At 60.2% G+C, this 16,197-nt stretch carries 16 protein-coding genes; 2 read left to right on the forward strand and 14 right to left on the reverse strand.

Annotation, left to right across the window (positions count from 1 at the left end; translation table 11 throughout):
* Positions 1-457 precede the first annotated feature (457 nt).
* Complete coding sequence (locus tag ACFFSY_RS34595; RefSeq protein ID WP_377503097.1) at positions 458-2,338, forward strand: M48 family metalloprotease; 1,881 nt, start codon at positions 458-460, stop codon at positions 2,336-2,338.
* A gap of 116 nt (positions 2,339-2,454) precedes the next feature.
* On the opposite strand, the gene ACFFSY_RS34600 is transcribed toward ACFFSY_RS34595, so the two are convergent.
* The 7 genes from ACFFSY_RS34600 to ACFFSY_RS34630 form a co-directional block, all read right to left on the reverse strand.
* Positions 2,455-2,949 carry a CYTH domain-containing protein gene (locus ACFFSY_RS34600; RefSeq protein ID WP_377503099.1) on the reverse strand — a complete coding sequence of 165 codons (495 nt, stop codon included), beginning with the start codon at positions 2,947-2,949 and terminating at the stop codon, positions 2,455-2,457.
* Between the two features lie 56 nt (positions 2,950-3,005).
* Positions 3,006-4,973 carry a Na+/H+ antiporter gene (locus ACFFSY_RS34605; RefSeq protein ID WP_377503101.1) on the reverse strand — a complete coding sequence of 656 codons (1,968 nt, stop codon included), beginning with the start codon at positions 4,971-4,973 and terminating at the stop codon, positions 3,006-3,008.
* 207 nt (positions 4,974-5,180) lie between these two features.
* A complete protein-coding gene (locus tag ACFFSY_RS34610) occupies positions 5,181-6,062 on the reverse strand; it encodes an ABC transporter permease (RefSeq protein ID WP_377503103.1) in 882 nt (293 codons plus the stop codon).
* Positions 6,059-7,036, reverse strand: coding sequence for an ABC transporter ATP-binding protein (locus tag ACFFSY_RS34615; protein ID WP_377503105.1), 978 nt, complete (start codon positions 7,034-7,036; stop codon positions 6,059-6,061). Before ACFFSY_RS34615 ends, ACFFSY_RS34610 begins: the two co-directional genes overlap by 4 nt.
* A complete protein-coding gene (locus ACFFSY_RS34620) occupies positions 7,033-8,172 on the reverse strand; it encodes a hypothetical protein (protein WP_377503107.1) in 1,140 nt (379 codons plus the stop codon). The genes ACFFSY_RS34615 and ACFFSY_RS34620 overlap by 4 nt, the downstream gene beginning before the upstream one ends.
* A 77-nt stretch (positions 8,173-8,249) precedes the next feature.
* Positions 8,250-8,780, reverse strand: coding sequence for a sigma-70 family RNA polymerase sigma factor (locus ACFFSY_RS34625; protein ID WP_377503109.1), 531 nt, complete (start codon positions 8,778-8,780; stop codon positions 8,250-8,252).
* A gap of 243 nt (positions 8,781-9,023) precedes the next feature.
* Positions 9,024-9,365 (reverse strand): hypothetical protein, encoded by a 342-nt coding sequence (locus ACFFSY_RS34630; RefSeq protein WP_377503111.1) that lies wholly within the window; start codon positions 9,363-9,365, stop codon positions 9,024-9,026.
* Positions 9,366-9,568: 203 nt separating this feature from the next.
* Between ACFFSY_RS34630 and ACFFSY_RS34635 the strand changes: the two genes are divergently transcribed.
* Positions 9,569-11,266, forward strand: coding sequence for an alpha-glucosidase (locus ACFFSY_RS34635; RefSeq protein ID WP_377503112.1), 1,698 nt, complete (start codon positions 9,569-9,571; stop codon positions 11,264-11,266).
* A gap of 97 nt (positions 11,267-11,363) precedes the next feature.
* Here ACFFSY_RS34635 and ACFFSY_RS34640 read toward each other — a convergent pair whose 3' ends face one another.
* The 7 genes from ACFFSY_RS34640 to ACFFSY_RS34670 all read right to left on the reverse strand — a co-directional run bounded on the left by ACFFSY_RS34640 (position 11,364) and on the right by ACFFSY_RS34670 (position 16,162).
* Positions 11,364-12,326, reverse strand: a complete 963-nt coding sequence (locus ACFFSY_RS34640; protein ID WP_377503230.1) for an NAD-dependent epimerase/dehydratase family protein — start codon at positions 12,324-12,326, stop codon at positions 11,364-11,366.
* Between the two features lie 144 nt (positions 12,327-12,470).
* Entirely contained in the window at positions 12,471-13,001 is a 531-nt protein-coding gene (locus tag ACFFSY_RS34645; RefSeq protein ID WP_377503114.1) for a TetR/AcrR family transcriptional regulator, read from the reverse strand.
* A gap of 210 nt (positions 13,002-13,211) precedes the next feature.
* The gene (locus tag ACFFSY_RS34650; RefSeq protein ID WP_377503116.1) at positions 13,212-13,670 is read right to left on the reverse strand and encodes a hypothetical protein; all 459 of its coding nucleotides are present in this window, start codon (positions 13,668-13,670) and stop codon (positions 13,212-13,214) included.
* A 234-nt stretch (positions 13,671-13,904) separates the two neighbouring features.
* A complete protein-coding gene (locus tag ACFFSY_RS34655; protein ID WP_377503117.1) occupies positions 13,905-14,444 on the reverse strand; it encodes a hypothetical protein in 540 nt (179 codons plus the stop codon).
* A 72-nt stretch (positions 14,445-14,516) separates the two neighbouring features.
* Positions 14,517-14,963: a helix-turn-helix domain-containing protein gene (locus ACFFSY_RS34660; RefSeq protein WP_377503119.1), complete on the reverse strand. Its 447-nt coding sequence runs from the start codon at positions 14,961-14,963 to the stop codon at positions 14,517-14,519.
* A 56-nt stretch (positions 14,964-15,019) separates the two neighbouring features.
* Entirely contained in the window at positions 15,020-15,376 is a 357-nt protein-coding gene (locus ACFFSY_RS34665; protein ID WP_377503121.1) for a hypothetical protein, read from the reverse strand.
* A 165-nt stretch (positions 15,377-15,541) separates the two neighbouring features.
* Complete coding sequence (locus ACFFSY_RS34670) at positions 15,542-16,162, reverse strand: TVP38/TMEM64 family protein (protein ID WP_377503123.1); 621 nt, start codon at positions 16,160-16,162, stop codon at positions 15,542-15,544.
* Positions 16,163-16,197: the final 35 nt, after the last annotated feature.

A 16,197-nucleotide genomic window follows, 5' to 3' on the forward strand; every position in this document is an offset into this window, starting at 1 on the left:
TGGTTTCCAATAGTTTCAAATCGTACTTCGTAAAGTTATCACGGTGGACAAAGCATTGTCAACGCTTAATTGCTGGTAATGTTTCGTTATAGCCGTTCTTTCCGCCGTCCGTCGGAAAAGCCACCGTGGCGGGCTCTTCCGGCCCTTTAAGCAGCGGCTTCGGAAGCCCTGGTGGCCATTCCTAAGTAGCTGCTCGCAGTCGTGCAGAGCAAAAAACGGCTTACCCAGGACGCGGCCTCGAAACGTAATGGGCGGCATTCCTAAGAGCTCCACGCCAGCGCGTCGTAGAAAGCCGGTTTATGGATAGAACGCGACTTCGGGGTCACCCGCGTGATCCCCTCTCTCGTAAGCCGCCCGCATTTACTAATATTCCCTCCGAAAAATCCGACTATTTACCTATCTGACCTTCAATATTTGTAGTATTCTATCCCTACTGACAGATATAGGGAGGTCCGAAATGGCATCATCATTCAATTACGAAGCCTACGAAACACTTATCCGCAAACTGGAGAGGCAGGCCGAAGCGAACCCCGGCGCTTACAGCCGGAAGGTACGATGGCTGACGTACGCGGGGTACGGGTACATCTATCTCATCCTGCTGCTCGGTCTGGCCTGTCTAGGTCTGGCCGCGTACTCCGTCTTCTTCACCCATCACCTGCATGCGGTCGTCGTCAAGCTGGTCTACGTGCTTCTTGTCGTACTCATTCTCGTCATACGTACGCTGTGGTTCAAGCTCGAGCCGCCATCGGGCCAAGCCATTACAACGTCGGAAGCGCCTGAGTTGTTCGCGCTCATCCGCGAGGTGAACGAACGACTGGGCGGCCCGCGCATTGATCACGTCTTGATCACGGACGATCTGAACGCCAGCATGGCGCAGGTGCCGCGCTTCGGGCTGTTCGGCTTCCACCGCAGCTACCTCAGCATCGGGCTTCCGCTCCTGCAGGCCCTGTCCAAGGACCAGCTCCGCATCGTCATCGCGCACGAAATCGGCCATTTGACCGGCAATCACAGCAAGGCCTTCGGGCTCATCTACCGGACCAGGGCGACGTGGTCCCGGCTGCTGGAGCGGCTTGAAGAGGAGCAGCGCGGCTGGGCGACGGCGATCTTCGCCGTCTTCTACAAACGCTATATCCCTTATTACATGGCCTATACGTTCGTCTATGCGCGCCAGAACGAATACGAAGCGGATCGCCAGTCCGCCGTCGTCGGCGGCCCCGCCCAAACGGCAGAAGCGTTAATGGCGATCCATATCCATTCCCGCGCGGAGAACCGATTCTGGAACGACTTGTTCCATGAACGCAGCATGACCGCCGATGTGCCGGCCGACATTTATGATCGTCTGAAGCGGCATTGGCAGGCGGCCGAAGGCCAAACCCATGTGCAAGCCTGGCGAAGCGACGCGCTGGAAGAGGCCACCGACTTGCTCGATACCCATCCTTCGCTGCACGACCGCATTCGCCAGTTGGGCGTCGATCCCGCCGATGTAACCTTCAAGCCGCAAGAGGGTGCAAGCGGACTGCTTGGGTCGCGCGAAGCGGAGCTGACGCAGCGGTTCAACCGCGAGTGGGCCTCGCAGGTGAACAAAGGATGGAGCCAGCGGTACAAAGAGAAGCAGGAATCGCTGCTCGAACTGGAGCAGCTTCGCGCACGGCAAGATGAGCTGGAAGGGGAGGAGCTGCTCACGCTCGCACATCTAACGGAGCGGTTCGAATCGTCCGAAGCGGCGAGATCGATCTACGAAACGGCCGCGGGCCGTGATCCCGAATTGCCGGCCGCGCACTTCCACCTCGGGCGCCTGCTGCTCGAACTGCAAGATGATGCCGGCATCGCACGGCTGGAACGCGCTTACGCCATGGACGACAGCGCCATCGTGCCGGCTTGCCGCCTGATCGTGGATTACCTGATCGAGCACGGCCGCGAGGACGAAGCGGACCCTTATAAAGCCGCGTTCTTCGAACGGGTGCATCATCTCGAACAGGCGGACGAAGAACGGGGAGCGCTTCACGCGAACGACACTTATATTCCGCATACGCTCACCAGGGACGAGCTGGAGGCGCTGCGCAAGCAGCTGGCTGGCTATTCGGCCATCCGCAAAGCCTATCTTGTGCAGAAAGAAGTGCAGCTGGAGCAGCATGACCGCCTCTTCGCGCTGGCCATCCAATTCAAGCGGCCGTGGAATACCCAGAACGACGACAAGTTCGACGCCGAGCTGCTGCAATCGCTGCAGACGAGCCTCGACTTTCCGTATTCGTGCTTCTACGTGCTGCTCACCATCGAGAACTACAAGTTCGGTAAAGCCGTGAAGAACGTGCCTGGGGCTCTGATTTACGAGAAATAACGGTGCGCCTCGCCTCCTGCTAGCCCGGATCGTTTGGGCAGCCAGCCTGAACGTTGCGCATGTCAAAGAAAGCCCGCATCCGTCCGGATGCGGGCTTTCTTCTTGCTTGCTGCTCCCTATTCCGCCGTCTGCAGCTGCAGCCACAGCGTCTTGTTGCGGTATTCGTCCTCCGTGCCAAGCTCGCGTCCGAACCAGGCCGGCGGGATGAAATACTGGGCGGCGGACAGATCGGCGAATTCCGCCTCTACGACGATCAAGTCCACCTGCTTGTATTCGTCGATCTCGAACTTGGCGCCGTCGCATGCTACCGTCGTGCGCACTTTCATGAGCGGGGTCAGCTTCGTGCGGCTGAGCAATTGCTCGTACAGCTCGCCTGATATCGCGTATTCGATCTCCTCGCGGACCATGCCGTGGCCGGATTTGAACGTGTGCGTATACGTCCGCTCGCCCTTCTCGTCCTCGATCTGCCGTACGCGGATTTCCTCTTTCGCCGAATAGGCGAGGTAGGTTTGGTAGATGGTCTGGCGCGACAGCACCTGAAGCGCGCCTCTTTCGACTTCCGCTTCCGGGAAGGCGTCCAATAAGTACTTGCGTTCGATTTCTTTGCCCATGGATGTTTCGTTCCTTTCTGCTCGGACCGCCCGAGGCCACCCTGCCCCGACTGCGGTCAATCCTCTAATATCGCGGTCTCCAGCTCGTTCACGAACCGCCTGAGCCGGACGGCCAGCCTGCGGTTGATCTCGCCGCTCTCGACCAGCCGCTCCACGTAGTTGCGCTGCTCCTGGACCGCTTTCATTTGCAGGTCGACGCTTACGCCTTCCTCGTCCGCCGCATCGCCCGGCTTCGCCTGCTTCAGTCTGGCGATCAGCAGCTGGTAGTGCGCGATGACGACCTGCGCCGCGCGGTCATTGCGCTTGCCGCGCGCCTGCTCGACGGCTTGCATGCCCGCTTCGGCCATTCGCAGCCTGGCATCCATGACGGAGATGCACGCCGCGACGCCGACGCAATCCCCGTTCTGACCCGTCTCCGCGAACAAGCGCGACATGAGGCGTCGCATCTCCGTCCACGACTGCTGCAGCGGGACGCTCAGCCGACCCGCGAGCAGCGACTCCATCCGGTCGAGCAGCTCGCCGAATCGGCCGGCCAAATCCGCCGATACTTCTCCATTCTCGGCAAGACGCCTTAATTCCTCCCGCTCGGCCCGCACGCCGATCATCCGGAGCTCGGTTTCCAGCCTGCGCAGCCCCGGATCCGACCACTGCCCTTGATGCTGCTGCACCCGCTCGACATGACGCATGAACGCGGCGACCGCGCCGCGATCGGCGTGTCCTTCGACGCCCTTGCCCCGCAGGAGGTTCAAGCTGGCGTTGATCATATGCTCCTTCAGCGACAGCTCCGCCTCCTCTTCGGGCTTCTCTTCCCGTTCGCCCTTCGTCAGCAGCGGCAGCAAGACGCTCGCCAGCACGAGCGAGAACAAGATGACGCCGGCCGCCAGGAAAATGATCAAATCGCGCTGCGGATACGGCGCGCCGTCGTTCATGACGAGCGGAATAGACAAGGCGCCGACGAGCGTGATCGCCCCGCGAACGCCGGAGATCGCCGTGACGAGCAGCTGCTTGATGGCCGAATCCTTGGAGAAGATGGCCAGCCAGATCAGCCGGATGCCAATCAATAGCAGCGTAATTACCGCGACGTAGCCGAGCACCAGACCGTTGTCGATGGACTCGTCCTTGAAAATCGTATGCATCGCCTCCGGAATCGTCGCCCCGAGGATGACGAAGACGAGTCCGTTCAGCACGAAAATGACGACCGACCACGTGCTGGCCGAGACGACCTGCAGCTTGAAATGCGGCGAAGCCGTCCGGTCGCGTTCGATCGCGTGGATGACCCCGCCCGCCACCACGGCCAGAATTCCCGAAAGTCCCATATGCTCGCTCGCGAGAAAAATAATAAACGGCGTTAACAGCTGCAGCAGCATGTGCGTCGTGACGTCCTCCATGCCGAGCTTGCGAATGAGGAAGCCCAGCTGGATAAGCAGGTACCCGATGATCGCGCCCACCAGCAGCCCGCCGGCCGCGATGAGCAGGAAGCTGCCCGCGGCCTTCGGCAGCGAGAATTCGCCGGTGACGGCCGCGGCGATCGCGAACTTGAACGCCACGAGACCCGAGGCGTCGTTCATGAGCGACTCTCCTTCGAGCAGCCTCAGAATACGCTTGGGCAGATGAATGCGCTTAGCCAGCGCCCCGACGGCGACCGCGTCGGTCGGGGACAGAATCGCCGCCAACGCGAACGATGACGGAAGCGACAGCGCGGGGATCATCCAATGGATTACATACCCCCCGATCAATACCGTGGCGAATACGAGGCCGAGCGCCAGCAGCAGAATCGGCGCGCGCAGGTTCCACAGATCCTCGCGCGGGGTCCGCTTGCCGTCGTTGAACAGCAGCGGCGCAATGAACAACACGAAGAATAGCTCCGGCTCGAGCTCTACGTGCACCCCCCATGGCAGCAGCACGGCGCATGCGCCAAGCCCGATTTGGATGAGCGGCACGGGTACGAAAGGCAGGAACCGGTGGAGCACGTCGGACACCCCGATGACAGTTAACAGGGCTAGTACGGTAAGGAACAGTTCCATGGAATCGTCGATTCTCCTTCGGGCAGGCCGTGCAAGCCCCTCCGCCTGCGCTTTTCGCGCGCAGGGCGGACAGTCAGCGCGAGCCTGACATTCTTCCTCCTTTTTACCCTACTCGTCCCCGTTTGATACCCATCCGCACCCGGCCGCGGACATGCCAAAGAGCCTCATCCGACTGCCTTGCGGCTTGGAATGAGGCTGAACCCTGGCTCAGAAGTCCTTGCGTTGGAACCGAAGCAAGCCGAGCGCGAAGGCGGCTGCTCCGTATGCCGCCGCATAAAGCATAAAACTTGCCGACGGCAGATTGCCGAACGCGAATAACGAGAAAACGTTATCGGTCAAGGGCAAGAAGCCGGTCAGCTGATCGTAGCTGAGCAGCTCAGCCAGCATTTGACGCTGAATCGCGTCCGCCGGCATGGACAGCGACATCAAGCCGGTGATCGTATTCAGCGGCTGCATGAGCTTCTCGTCCAAATCCAGCGAACCGGACAGCTTCTCGATCATGCCGCCCAGCCAGCCCGCCCCGTACAGCATCGTCATGAAGACGCCGTTGCCGAGCGCCGAGAAGAAGCCCGAACCGAGCATCGAGACGGAGATGATGAGCGGCACGACCGAGGCGAACAGCAGGAAGGAGCGGACGAGCAGCCCGAGGTCGCGCGGGATGCCGGCGTGCGCGCCCGTCACGGCCAAAATCGAGACGAACAGCACGAGCGCGTAGCCGATGCCGAGCGATACGTAGCCGAGCCAGCGGCCCGCGTACCACTTCCACCGCGGAATGGGCCGAGGCAGCAGCGCCTGCATGACGCCTTGCTCGGCTTCGCCCGCGATTGCGGAGAAGGAGCTGAAAATCGCGAGGAACGCGAGCACGAAGCCGCCGAAGAAGAAGCCCAGCATCAGAATAAAGGCGCCGCGGGTAAACTGCTCAATCAGATCGATGTCCCCGCCGCGATGGAAGACGCCCATGTTCCGGTAGCCGAGCGTGTCGGCCACGAACCAGAAGGCCACCAGAAACACGGCGGTCATGAGCAGCGTTAGCACGAGGACACGCTTGCGCAGCAGCTCCTTCCACGTCATCAACATAATGGTGATCATGCCTTCTCCCCCCTATGGCTCAGGCCGGAGACGGCTTCCATGAACCACTCCTCCAGACGCTCCTTCGCTTTGGCTACCTCGTACAATGTCAAGCCATGTTCAATAATCAGCGCGTTCATCCAGCCCGCCTGCTCTTCGTTCTCCAGCTCCGCTTCGATCCAGATCGGCGCAAGCCCGTTCAGGCTCTCCGGAACGGTCGATTGCCCCGCAGCCAGTCCGATCGCAAGACCGGTCATCTCGCGCAGCTTCTCCAGCAGCAAAGGCGACAACCCGCCGACTTTGAACAGCCAGCGGGTTCGCGTATGAATGACCTCCGCCACGCTCCCGTGACGAAGGATGGCGCCATTATTGAGCAGCGCGATTCGGTCGCAGAGAGCTTCGACGTCCTCGAGCAGATGGGAGTTCAAGAATATCGTCTTTCCCTGCGCCTTCAGCCGCGTCAGGATCGTCCGCACTTCCCGGCGGCCGATCGGGTCGAGCGCCGAGGAGGGCTCGTCCAGGAATACTATGGCCGGATCGTTCACGAGCGCGCACGCGAGGCCAAGCCGCTGCTGCATTCCCTTGGAGTAGTTCTTCACGCGGTCCCGCCCCCGCAGGCCGATGCCGACCTCCTCCAGCAGCCGCGGCACGCGTTCATCCGCGACCTTGCGTTCGATGCCGCACAGCTTCGCGTGCAGCCGCACGACCTCTTCGCCGCTCAGCCACTCCTGATAGCGGTACAGCTCCGGCAAATAACCGATATGCCGCTTCGCCGCCAGGGTGCCGATCGGCTCGCCGAGCAAGCTGGCTTGGCCGGAGGTCGGCGTCACGAGCCCAACCAGCATTTTGACGAACGTGCTCTTGCCCGCGCCGTTGGGACCGAGGAAGCCGAAGGCTTCCCCTTTCCCCACGCGGATCGAGACGTCGCGGCAACCGCGGCCGTTATCGTATTGTTTCGTCAAGTTCACGGCTTCGATGGCCGCCGCCTTGCTCATGCGATCAGCTCCCCGATCTTCTGCAGCATGGCCTCGCGCGTCTTGAACTGGTCGCCGCCATCGAACTCGAACAGGCGTCCGTCATGAATCCACGCTGCCCGGTAATGCGTCCCGGCTCCATCCCCATCCGTGGTAAGGACGATCTGCGTCCCCTCTACGTCGAGCTTCTCGGTCTGCTGGCCCTCGATCATCGGAATCGGGAGCTTGCCTTCGAGGATTTGGCTTTGCTGCAAATCCCGTTTCAGATAATCCGGCAGCAGCGGGAAATCGAGCACGGCGTTCAACGCCTCCTCGATCGGAACGGAAGGATCTACCGTCACGACCGGCGCCTTTTGCTCGTACAAATAGGCCCACTGATCATTCTTGCCGCCAAGCGCGTACTGGTCGTAATAGACGCGTTCGCCAAGCTCCAGCGTGACCGGCTTGCCGTCGATCGCCTCCGGCATGAGCGTCGTCGCCCCCAGCCGCTTCATGACGGCGTTCACTTCGTCCACGTTCAGCTTGAAGGTGACCGTCGTGGATGGCGAGATGGATATCTTCTTGCCTTCCGCCACGTCGCCGGTCAGCTTGTAGCCGAGCAACCGTTCCGCCTCCTCCGGGGTAAATTCGCCTTCCACCTGTCCGCTCTGCGTCGTGTAGGTGCCGAATTTATTGACCGTCTCGCGGATACCCGCTTCGCTGCCCGCCACGTTCTCGAATAAGCTGCGCAAATCCGCTTCGTTTACGACCGTGATCTGCTGCGCGCGGAACTGATTCAGTATCGCGGCCAGCGCCTGGTTGCCCGCAGGCGTCACGATGACCGTGCCAAGCAGCAGGCATGCAGCGGCTGCCGCCCCCCACTTCCGCCGGCGGCTCATCCGCATGCGGCTGCGAACTGGCTGTTCCGCACCGGCCGCGCTTGCGGGAACCGCTACGCCGGCCGGCTTCTCCTGAGCCGGCCATTCGGCAGACCCGAACACAAGTCCATCCTCTGCGCCCGATTGGCGCTGCTTATCTTGCTCCGCGCGCTTCGCCGCTTCGGCCCAAGCCGCCCATTGCCCGCCGGCCTTCTCGCCAGCCAGCTTCGCCTGCAGCTTGCGCCATGCTTCCTCGGTACGCTCGTTCTCGTTTGTTTTATCGAAAGGTTCCGTACGCATTCGCGCATCCTCCTTTATAACTCCGTATGTGCGTTCTCTCTTTAACTTGTTCCGTCTTCGCGGAAACGTCTGCCGCTTCAGCCTCTGCCCAGCGCGTCCGGCATGCCCGCCTTCGCCGCACGCTGCTTCAGCTTCTCGGTCGCTCTCTGGATTAGGGTGCCGACGACCGGCAGACGTACGTTCAACCGCTCGGCGATCTCCGCGTAGCTGTACCCGGAGTGGCGAAGCAGAAGAACCTGCCGGTCGCGTTCAGGGAGCGCATCGAGCCACCCCCGCACCTCTTCCTGGTCCATCTGCCGAAGCAGTTCCTCCTCGCCGGAGACCGCGGAGACTTCGCCCCCGTACAGCTGCTCCTGCTTGCTCTGAAGCTTGCGCTCCCTAGCCTTCTTGTCCATATAGTCATAGCCGGCATGCGTCAGCACCCGGTGAAGCCACGCGCCGATGGCGGCGGGATCATCCGGCGGATTGCGGTACAGCTTCACGAAGACATCCTGCGCCAAATCGTCGGCCGCCGCCTCGTCGCGCACGAGCGCCGCGAGCTTGCGCCGAACGATCGGGTAATGTTCGAAGAAAATCGTTTGAAATAGTTCGGATTCCGGGAATTCCATTGTTTAGCCTCCTTTCGGCTGCAGCTATTAGTAAGACGGACGAACGCACGAAATTATATCAGCCTGCTCGAATTTTTTTTGTTCGCGCATTCCGATACCCGTCGTCTTACGCAAGACAAACGAAAAACCACCGCCTCGCAGGCGATGGTTGAAGCATGGTTGGCCCTTGTTCAGTTGCCTTCCCCGGCAGTAGTTCTGACTATTCAGCGCGCGAAACTCCAGTTCCTCTTCATCGAGGGCCGTTTATAGATTCGGATTATAGTACGCTAATACCCGAATTGCCAGCATCATCGCCTCGTGGTTGGCCCATGATCTGTAGAGCGGCATGACCAGCGGCTCGGTTAACAGAATCATCCAGCAAGCCGCCGCCGTAGAGAGCGCCTGCCACCAGTAACGGCCGGCACGAACCGCCCGCCATAGATTAACGGCGATAGGCGCGAGCACCGCCACGCAGAACGCGCCCGCGAGTAGAATAAGCGGCATGCGGCCTTCCATCGCGTAATACGACAGCCGGCTCCAGAAGATATACACGTACACGAACCCGGCGTTGATCGCCGCAAGCCATAGGTAACTCCTCGCGCGCATTCGATTTCCCCCTCCGCATGAACCATATATTGTAGGTTTACCATCTCAACGCTTCCGCTTGTCAACTTCCCAACCGCGTCCGTTCGCTTGCTTTAGGTTGCCGTCCGTCGCGCCGGGGGCTGCGGCCATGTTTATTCGAATCTAGATTGTCATACACTACCACCATATGGATTTCACGGCAGAAAGGCGGTTATGAAGGCGCTATGACTATCCCATCCAATCACTGGCGAGAAGCGGTCGTCTATCAAATTTATCCGCGCAGCTTCATGGATGCGAGCGGAGACGGCATCGGCGATCTGCGCGGCATTATCGGCAAACTCGATTATTTGCAGCGGCTCGGCGTGGATGTCGTCTGGCTGAGCCCCATCTACCGTTCGCCCGGCGACGACAACGGCTACGACATTAGCGATTACCAGGCCATCGCCGAGGAATTCGGCACGATGGACGATTGGCGGGAGCTGCGGGACGGGCTGCACGCGCGCGGCATGAAGCTCGTCATGGACCTGGTTATCAACCATACGTCCGACGAGCATCCGTGGTTCGAGGCCTCGCGGGCTTCGCGCGATAATCCTTACCGCGATTATTATATATGGCGCGACCCGAAGCCGGACGGCTCGGAGCCGAACAACTGGGTGTCCGTATTCGGGGGCTCGGCCTGGCAGCTCGACGAGGCGACCGGCCAATATTACCTCCATCTGTTCTCGCGCAAACAGCCGGATTTGAACTGGAACAACTCCCGCGTGCGGGAGTCGCTGTACGACATGATCCGCTGGTGGATCGGGCAAGGCATCGACGGCTTCCGGATGGACGTCATCAATTATATCTCGAAGACGGAGGCGCTGCCGGACGCGGCGGAGCACGGCGGCTCGCGCTACGCGTGGGGCGGCGACTATTTCGTCAGCGGGCCCCGGTTCCTTGAATTTCTGGCAGAGATGAACGAGCAGGCGTTATCCGCTCGCCCTGGCTTGCTGACGGTCGGCGAGATGCCCGGCGTGAACCCGGAGCAAGCGCGTCTGTACACGGGCAATCCTTCCTATGGCATGAACATGGTGTTCCAATTCGAGCATGTCGATATCGACGGCGGCGGCGGGGACTGGTTCCGCACCGGATGGTCGCCTCGGGAGCTGAAAGGGATCTTTCACAAATGGCAGCTAGCCCTAGCCGAGGAGGGCTGGAACAGCCTGTACTTGAACAACCACGACCAGCCGCGCGCGGTATCCCGCTTCGGACAGGATCGGGAGCACCGGGGCGTTTCCGCCAAAATGCTCGCCACGCTGCTGCATACGCTGAAAGGCACGCCCTATATTTATCAAGGCGAAGAGCTTGGCATGACGAACACGTACTTCCCGTCCATTCGGGACTATCGCGACGTCGCGACGCGCAACGCGTACGTGGAGCAAGTCAACCAACGCGGCGTCCATCCAGCCCGGATGCTCGAAGCGATTCACCGCAAAAGCCGTGACAACGCGCGGACGCCCATGCAGTGGACCGGCGGGGCGAACGCCGGCTTCACGAGCGCAACCCCGTGGATCGGCATCAACCCGAACTACCGGGAAATCAATGCGGCGCAGGCGGTGGACGACCCGCATTCGGTCTTCAATTATTACCGCCAACTCATCGCGCTGCGCAAGGCGCATGCCGACGTGCTCGTCTACGGACGCTACGAGGCGTTCGCGGAGTGGCACGATCACATCTACGCGTATACCCGCACGGCTGCTAGCGGCGAACGTTGGGTCGTGCTGCTCAACATGACCGCCATCGACTCTTGGCTGCAGCTGCCGGACTACCTCCGCCATGAGGCGCGCGACGTCATCCTCGGCAACTACGAGCTGAAGGCCGAATGGGACATCATGGAGCTGTCGCTTCGGCCTTATGAGGCGCGGGTATATCGGCTGCGATAGCGGCCCCCGGGCGTTGGGCCACGAGCTCGCTTAACGGAGTGAATAATGAATGCCGCTAATTAAGGAGATTCGCCCCCCTCTCCGCGGCGCGCTCCCCTTACGCCTGCCGCTTGCGCTGCAGGCACCGAATCGTATCGGTGATCGCCTGCTCGTGCGGGGTCCAACGGATCGGGCCGATCTCGCGCTCGTATTTCTCCCCGCTTAACACCAGCGGCTCTTCGGTCAAATACAGCATCTCCACCACCGCCTTCATGACCGGGTTGAACAGTCCGATCAGCGACAGGCCGAATCGGCCCAGCGGCACGACCGCCTTGCGCCGTCCGCTCGCCCGCTGCGCGATGGCGACGATGTCGCGACCAGAGAGCAACCCCGGGCCGGGGATATGCCAATTCTGGCCATAGGCCGAGTCCCGCCCGGCCACCTCGGCGATCATGCGCGCCGCGTCCGGCAGATAGACATATTCGCGCGGTACCCGCATGTTGCCGACGAAAGCGGTCGGTTTCCCTGCGGCGATCGCTTCCATCGTCACGTTGAGGTAGGAGGCTTGGGCGGAAGGTCCATAATAATCCGGCAGCCGGACGATGAGCGGCTTGGCAGGCTGCCACTTCGGCTCGAAGATAAGCCGCTCGTACGCGAGCCGGGTTTTGCCTTTCCGGGTATGCGGCTGCTTGGGGTGGTCTTCGGTAATTCGATCCGCCGTTATCCGGCGGCCGTACGGGTAGATCCCGTCGACGACGACGATCTTCGCCGCCATACGCTTGGCGGCTTCCATGACCGACTCGCCGAGCGGCAGCAGCTTCGTCTCCATCTCATGGTAGGGCATGTTCGCGCTATGGATGATCGTGTCCGCACCAGCCGCCGCCCGAATGATCGTATCCGGCTCGAACGCATCGCCCGCGGTCAGGGTGAGATGAGCGGGATTGCCCAGCTCCTCCGCCAACTGCTTTAATTTCGCCATCGACCGGCCGAGGGCGACCGTCTCGATCCCTCTGCTTACCAGCTCCGCCGTAACCGGCGCGCCTACGCCGCCTGCCGCTCCCAATACGATGACTTTCTTCATCATTATCCTCTCCTCATCAAATAGTTATTGATTGACCAATTACATATCATCAAAAAAATTTTGGTGCCAGACGCCCCGCCGGAGCCACCCTTGTCTCTTCCGTCCAAGGACGAAAGAACTGCCAGAGCGCTCCGGCAAGCTGCGTTACCTCCGATGCCCCTTATCCAGCAGGCTCGGCATATCCAGCGCCATCGAGACGTTGCACAGTAAACCTCGAGCCATGAAATCGCTCGTCCGCCTGGAGGCTTCCGCCGCTCCAGCCTCTACGAATGCCCGCTCGACGAGCTCGCTCACGCTTCGCATGCCTTGGCGCATGACCTCGCGGACGGGCTGATCCTGAATCGTCTGCGCTTGCATCTGAAGCAAAATCTCGCTGCGGTGGGATTCCATGATCGCTTCATACGCCTGAATAAGCCCTTCCTCGAGCCCCTCCGGCTTCTCGGAGGCGATAACGCGCCCGAACGCCTGCATTATTCGCTGCCAAGAGACCTCGAGCGCTTCGACAAGCAGCGATTCCTTCGTAAAGAACCGGTATACGTAAGGCTGCGAGATGTTCGCCCGCTCCGCCACCTGCGCGGTCGTCGCCCGGTAATATCCGATCTCCGCGAACACTTCGATCGCGGCGGCCACAATATCCGTGCGCCGGTTGGCGGAGGTGCCCGTGCCTTTTGCCATGGAATGCTCCTCCTTTTATATTATTATTGATTGACCAATTACTGATGAGTTCAGTTTAACTCATCTATACGGTTCGCGCAAGCCCTTCTCCCAAATAACTTGCGCGCCATCTCCCGCCTTCCATGTTCATCCGGAGTCAACGCAGCCCCAGCCCTTTCGCAGGCCACCGCTCATCCGGTAGGCCATCCGTTAGGCGAAAGCGGCTGCGTTTTAAGGTTTTCGCCATCTTTTCAACACCTGCTGCAGCAATAAGCCCACCGCCAAACCGACGAAGCAGCCGATCATCGGGAGCCACACCGGACCCCAAAGGATGCCGAAAATCCGGTTCTTGGAATAAAAAACGCCAACCGTCGCGCAGTACGCGGCCATCACGGTCGCCGTGAAGGAATACCCCCTGCCCGATCCAGGAATCCGGTACGCATCCCAGATGCCGAACATATAGAAACACGGATAAAACAGCAGCCACTGATAGTTCGCCGTCTGAACAGCCTCCTCGATCTCACCCAGGAAGCTCAGCATGATGATATCGTTCAGATGGGCTTTGACATTGATCACCAATTCCGCGGCAATGAGAATGACCCCGGTAAAGTAATGCTTCTTCAACAACTGACCAAAACCTGGCAGTGCAATGCTCCATAGAACCTTTTCGATTTGTTCCGATTTGGTCATGACGTTTCACCCGTTACGATGGAATTAAGGCGTCGCGCTCGATGGCGCCCTGGCACTTTCTCGAGCCTCCTTCTCGATCATCAACTCTCAACGTGCGGCCCCCGTTACGTTAAGCATGCTCTTATACAATTCCCAATCGGACCCAAAATAACCAGATGATTGGGTTTCGGCGACAAAAAAATATCCCCCGGCACGGCGAGGAACTGCCTCGCATGCAAGGGGACGATGTCTGGATTATTTCTTCTCGTAGGACGTCACAAGATACTTGGATTTCGAAGCGTCCCAGGTCAGCGTGTATACGCCGCCGTCCGCCGTCGTAACGGTGTACGTGTCGTTCTCGCCCTCGATTTGGACTTCTTCCGCGCTCTTCGTGGCCAAAATCGAAGCGGCGAAGAACGGTTCCACGTTCACGAGCGTGCTCTCGCCGCTCTTCTTGTCCGTGATATAGTGCGTCACGATCTTGTCCGCCAGCGCGGGATCAAAATAATTGGCCAGGAGCGACTTTGCTTTCTCGGCCGTTCCGGTGATCGGATCGAGAATCGGCGTACCGTCTTGGAGCGTCGCTTTCCCGAACAGCGTGTGTACCTTATCCTCGGCGATCTTGGCGGACGTGTATACTTTCAGCTTCGCCTTCTCGGCATCCGGCGCCTGGCCTGCCGTCTCGTTCTGCGACTTTGCCCCGTTGCTGCTCGGCGTCTCGTTCGAGTTGGAGCCGCACGCTGCGAGCGTCAAGGCGAAGAGCGCGACGATAATGGCGGTTAATGCTTTCTTCATGTGTTAAGATCCTCTCTTGCATCTATTCTTAGAATATCGCTTGTCTTCACGCGGGAACCCTTCGTGATATTCCTAATGCCCTTCTTCCACGGGAACAATATCCACGTTGATTAGCATCTCCCGATGCTCCGGCTCGCGTTTGCGAAGCGTCGTCCGCTCCTCCCAATTGCCCAGCAGCTCCGCCATCTCAAGCTTCAGCTGCTTCGCTTCCTCGGCGCTTAGCAGCAGACGCGTCTCTACGCCCGGCCTCGGATGCGATTGGTTATGGAAGACGGTCGCCACCGACTTGTAGTACTTCTCGACGATGCCGCCGAGCTCGCGAGTCTCTACGATCTCGACCAGCTTGCCTTCGAGCAGCCGCTTCAAGTGGTAATGCACGTTGCCGGGCGTCTCCTCCAGCAGTACCGAGATCTGTTTCACCGTGCGAGGCGTGTCTTTGAGCGCGTGCAGCAGCTTGACCCGCAGCGCGCTTGCCAGCAGCTTCTGCTGCTCGAGGTTGATCGATAACGGATGGCTCATGGAGGCTAACTCCTTTAGAATCAATTATCATTCTAATTTTCCAGAACGTACTGTAATTATAGATCGAATAAGAAAAAGGTGTCAACCCGTCCGCTCATCCGGGAAGGTACCAACAAAAGTTGGTACTGCCCGGCAGCTCTCGCCACGGCTAAACTAAAGGTAACGAGATTACGAACGACGCCAAGAAATGCTGTCCTATCCGCCTGCACCCGATCGTTGCTGTTCGTCCTCCATACCCGCAGGGCCGCCGCATGCGCCGCCCGCGCCATTCCTCTCGAATCCGGTCCTCCTCCGCCCCCGGGCATCTCCCCGTTCACCGGATCGCGCTTCTTCGCAAGCCCCTCTCCGCATAGACCGCCCGGCATCCCCGTCTCTCCCTCGCATGAGTCTCCACGGTTATTACATACCCCCACGCCCCCCCTCCTCCGAAGCCCGGAAGAACGCCCGTTCTTCCGGGCTTCGTCCATGCAAGCGGAGACTTCGGCCGCGCAATCGACGGACGGCAAACAGCCCTTGCCGTATATCGGCAGGGGCTGCTTCATGAGCATTGCTTTATTTCGTCATAACCGCGTTATCCGTTACGACTCCGTCCCCGGTGCGGCGCTCTCGCGCGTAAACCAGGCTTCAATTCGCTTACTGACGACGAACGAAATGAGGACGAACAGCACCACATACAGCAGCCTGGCCGGCTCCTGCATGAACCGCTCCACGTCGTAGCCGATCATCGACACCGACATGACCATGACCGCCTTGCCGAACAAGATCGCGATCAGGAAGGAACGCAGCGGCATGCGCGCGAGCGCGGCCGCAATGTTAATGACGACGAACGGCCCGACAGGGAATAAGCTGAGCAGGAACACGTACCCGAACGCGTTGCGCTGGATCCAGACCATGCTCCGCTGCACGCGCGGCTTCGCCGCCCACTTGCGCGCGTAGCGATGCTCGCCGATCCGCCGAAAGATGAAGAATGTCGTCATGCAGCCGGCGATCATGCCAAGCCAAGAGTACAGAAAGCCAAGCCATAAGCCGTACACCGCCGCGTTGACGCCCACGATGATCAGCGTCGGCAGAGGCGGGACGAACGATTTCATGAAGGTGAGCAGCATGCCCGGCAGCGGGCCAAGCGACCGGTACCGGTCGAGGAAATGCCGCACGTCCTCCTCGGTCAAAGACGTCAGCGTATCGATTAGGGAAGACATAGGCGCACTCCGTTGTTCGCGGCGTACCTTCACGC

This window comes from Paenibacillus aurantiacus (genome assembly GCF_042431225.1).
GTDB lineage: Bacteria > Bacillota > Bacilli > Paenibacillales > Paenibacillaceae > Paenibacillus_Z > Paenibacillus_Z aurantiacus.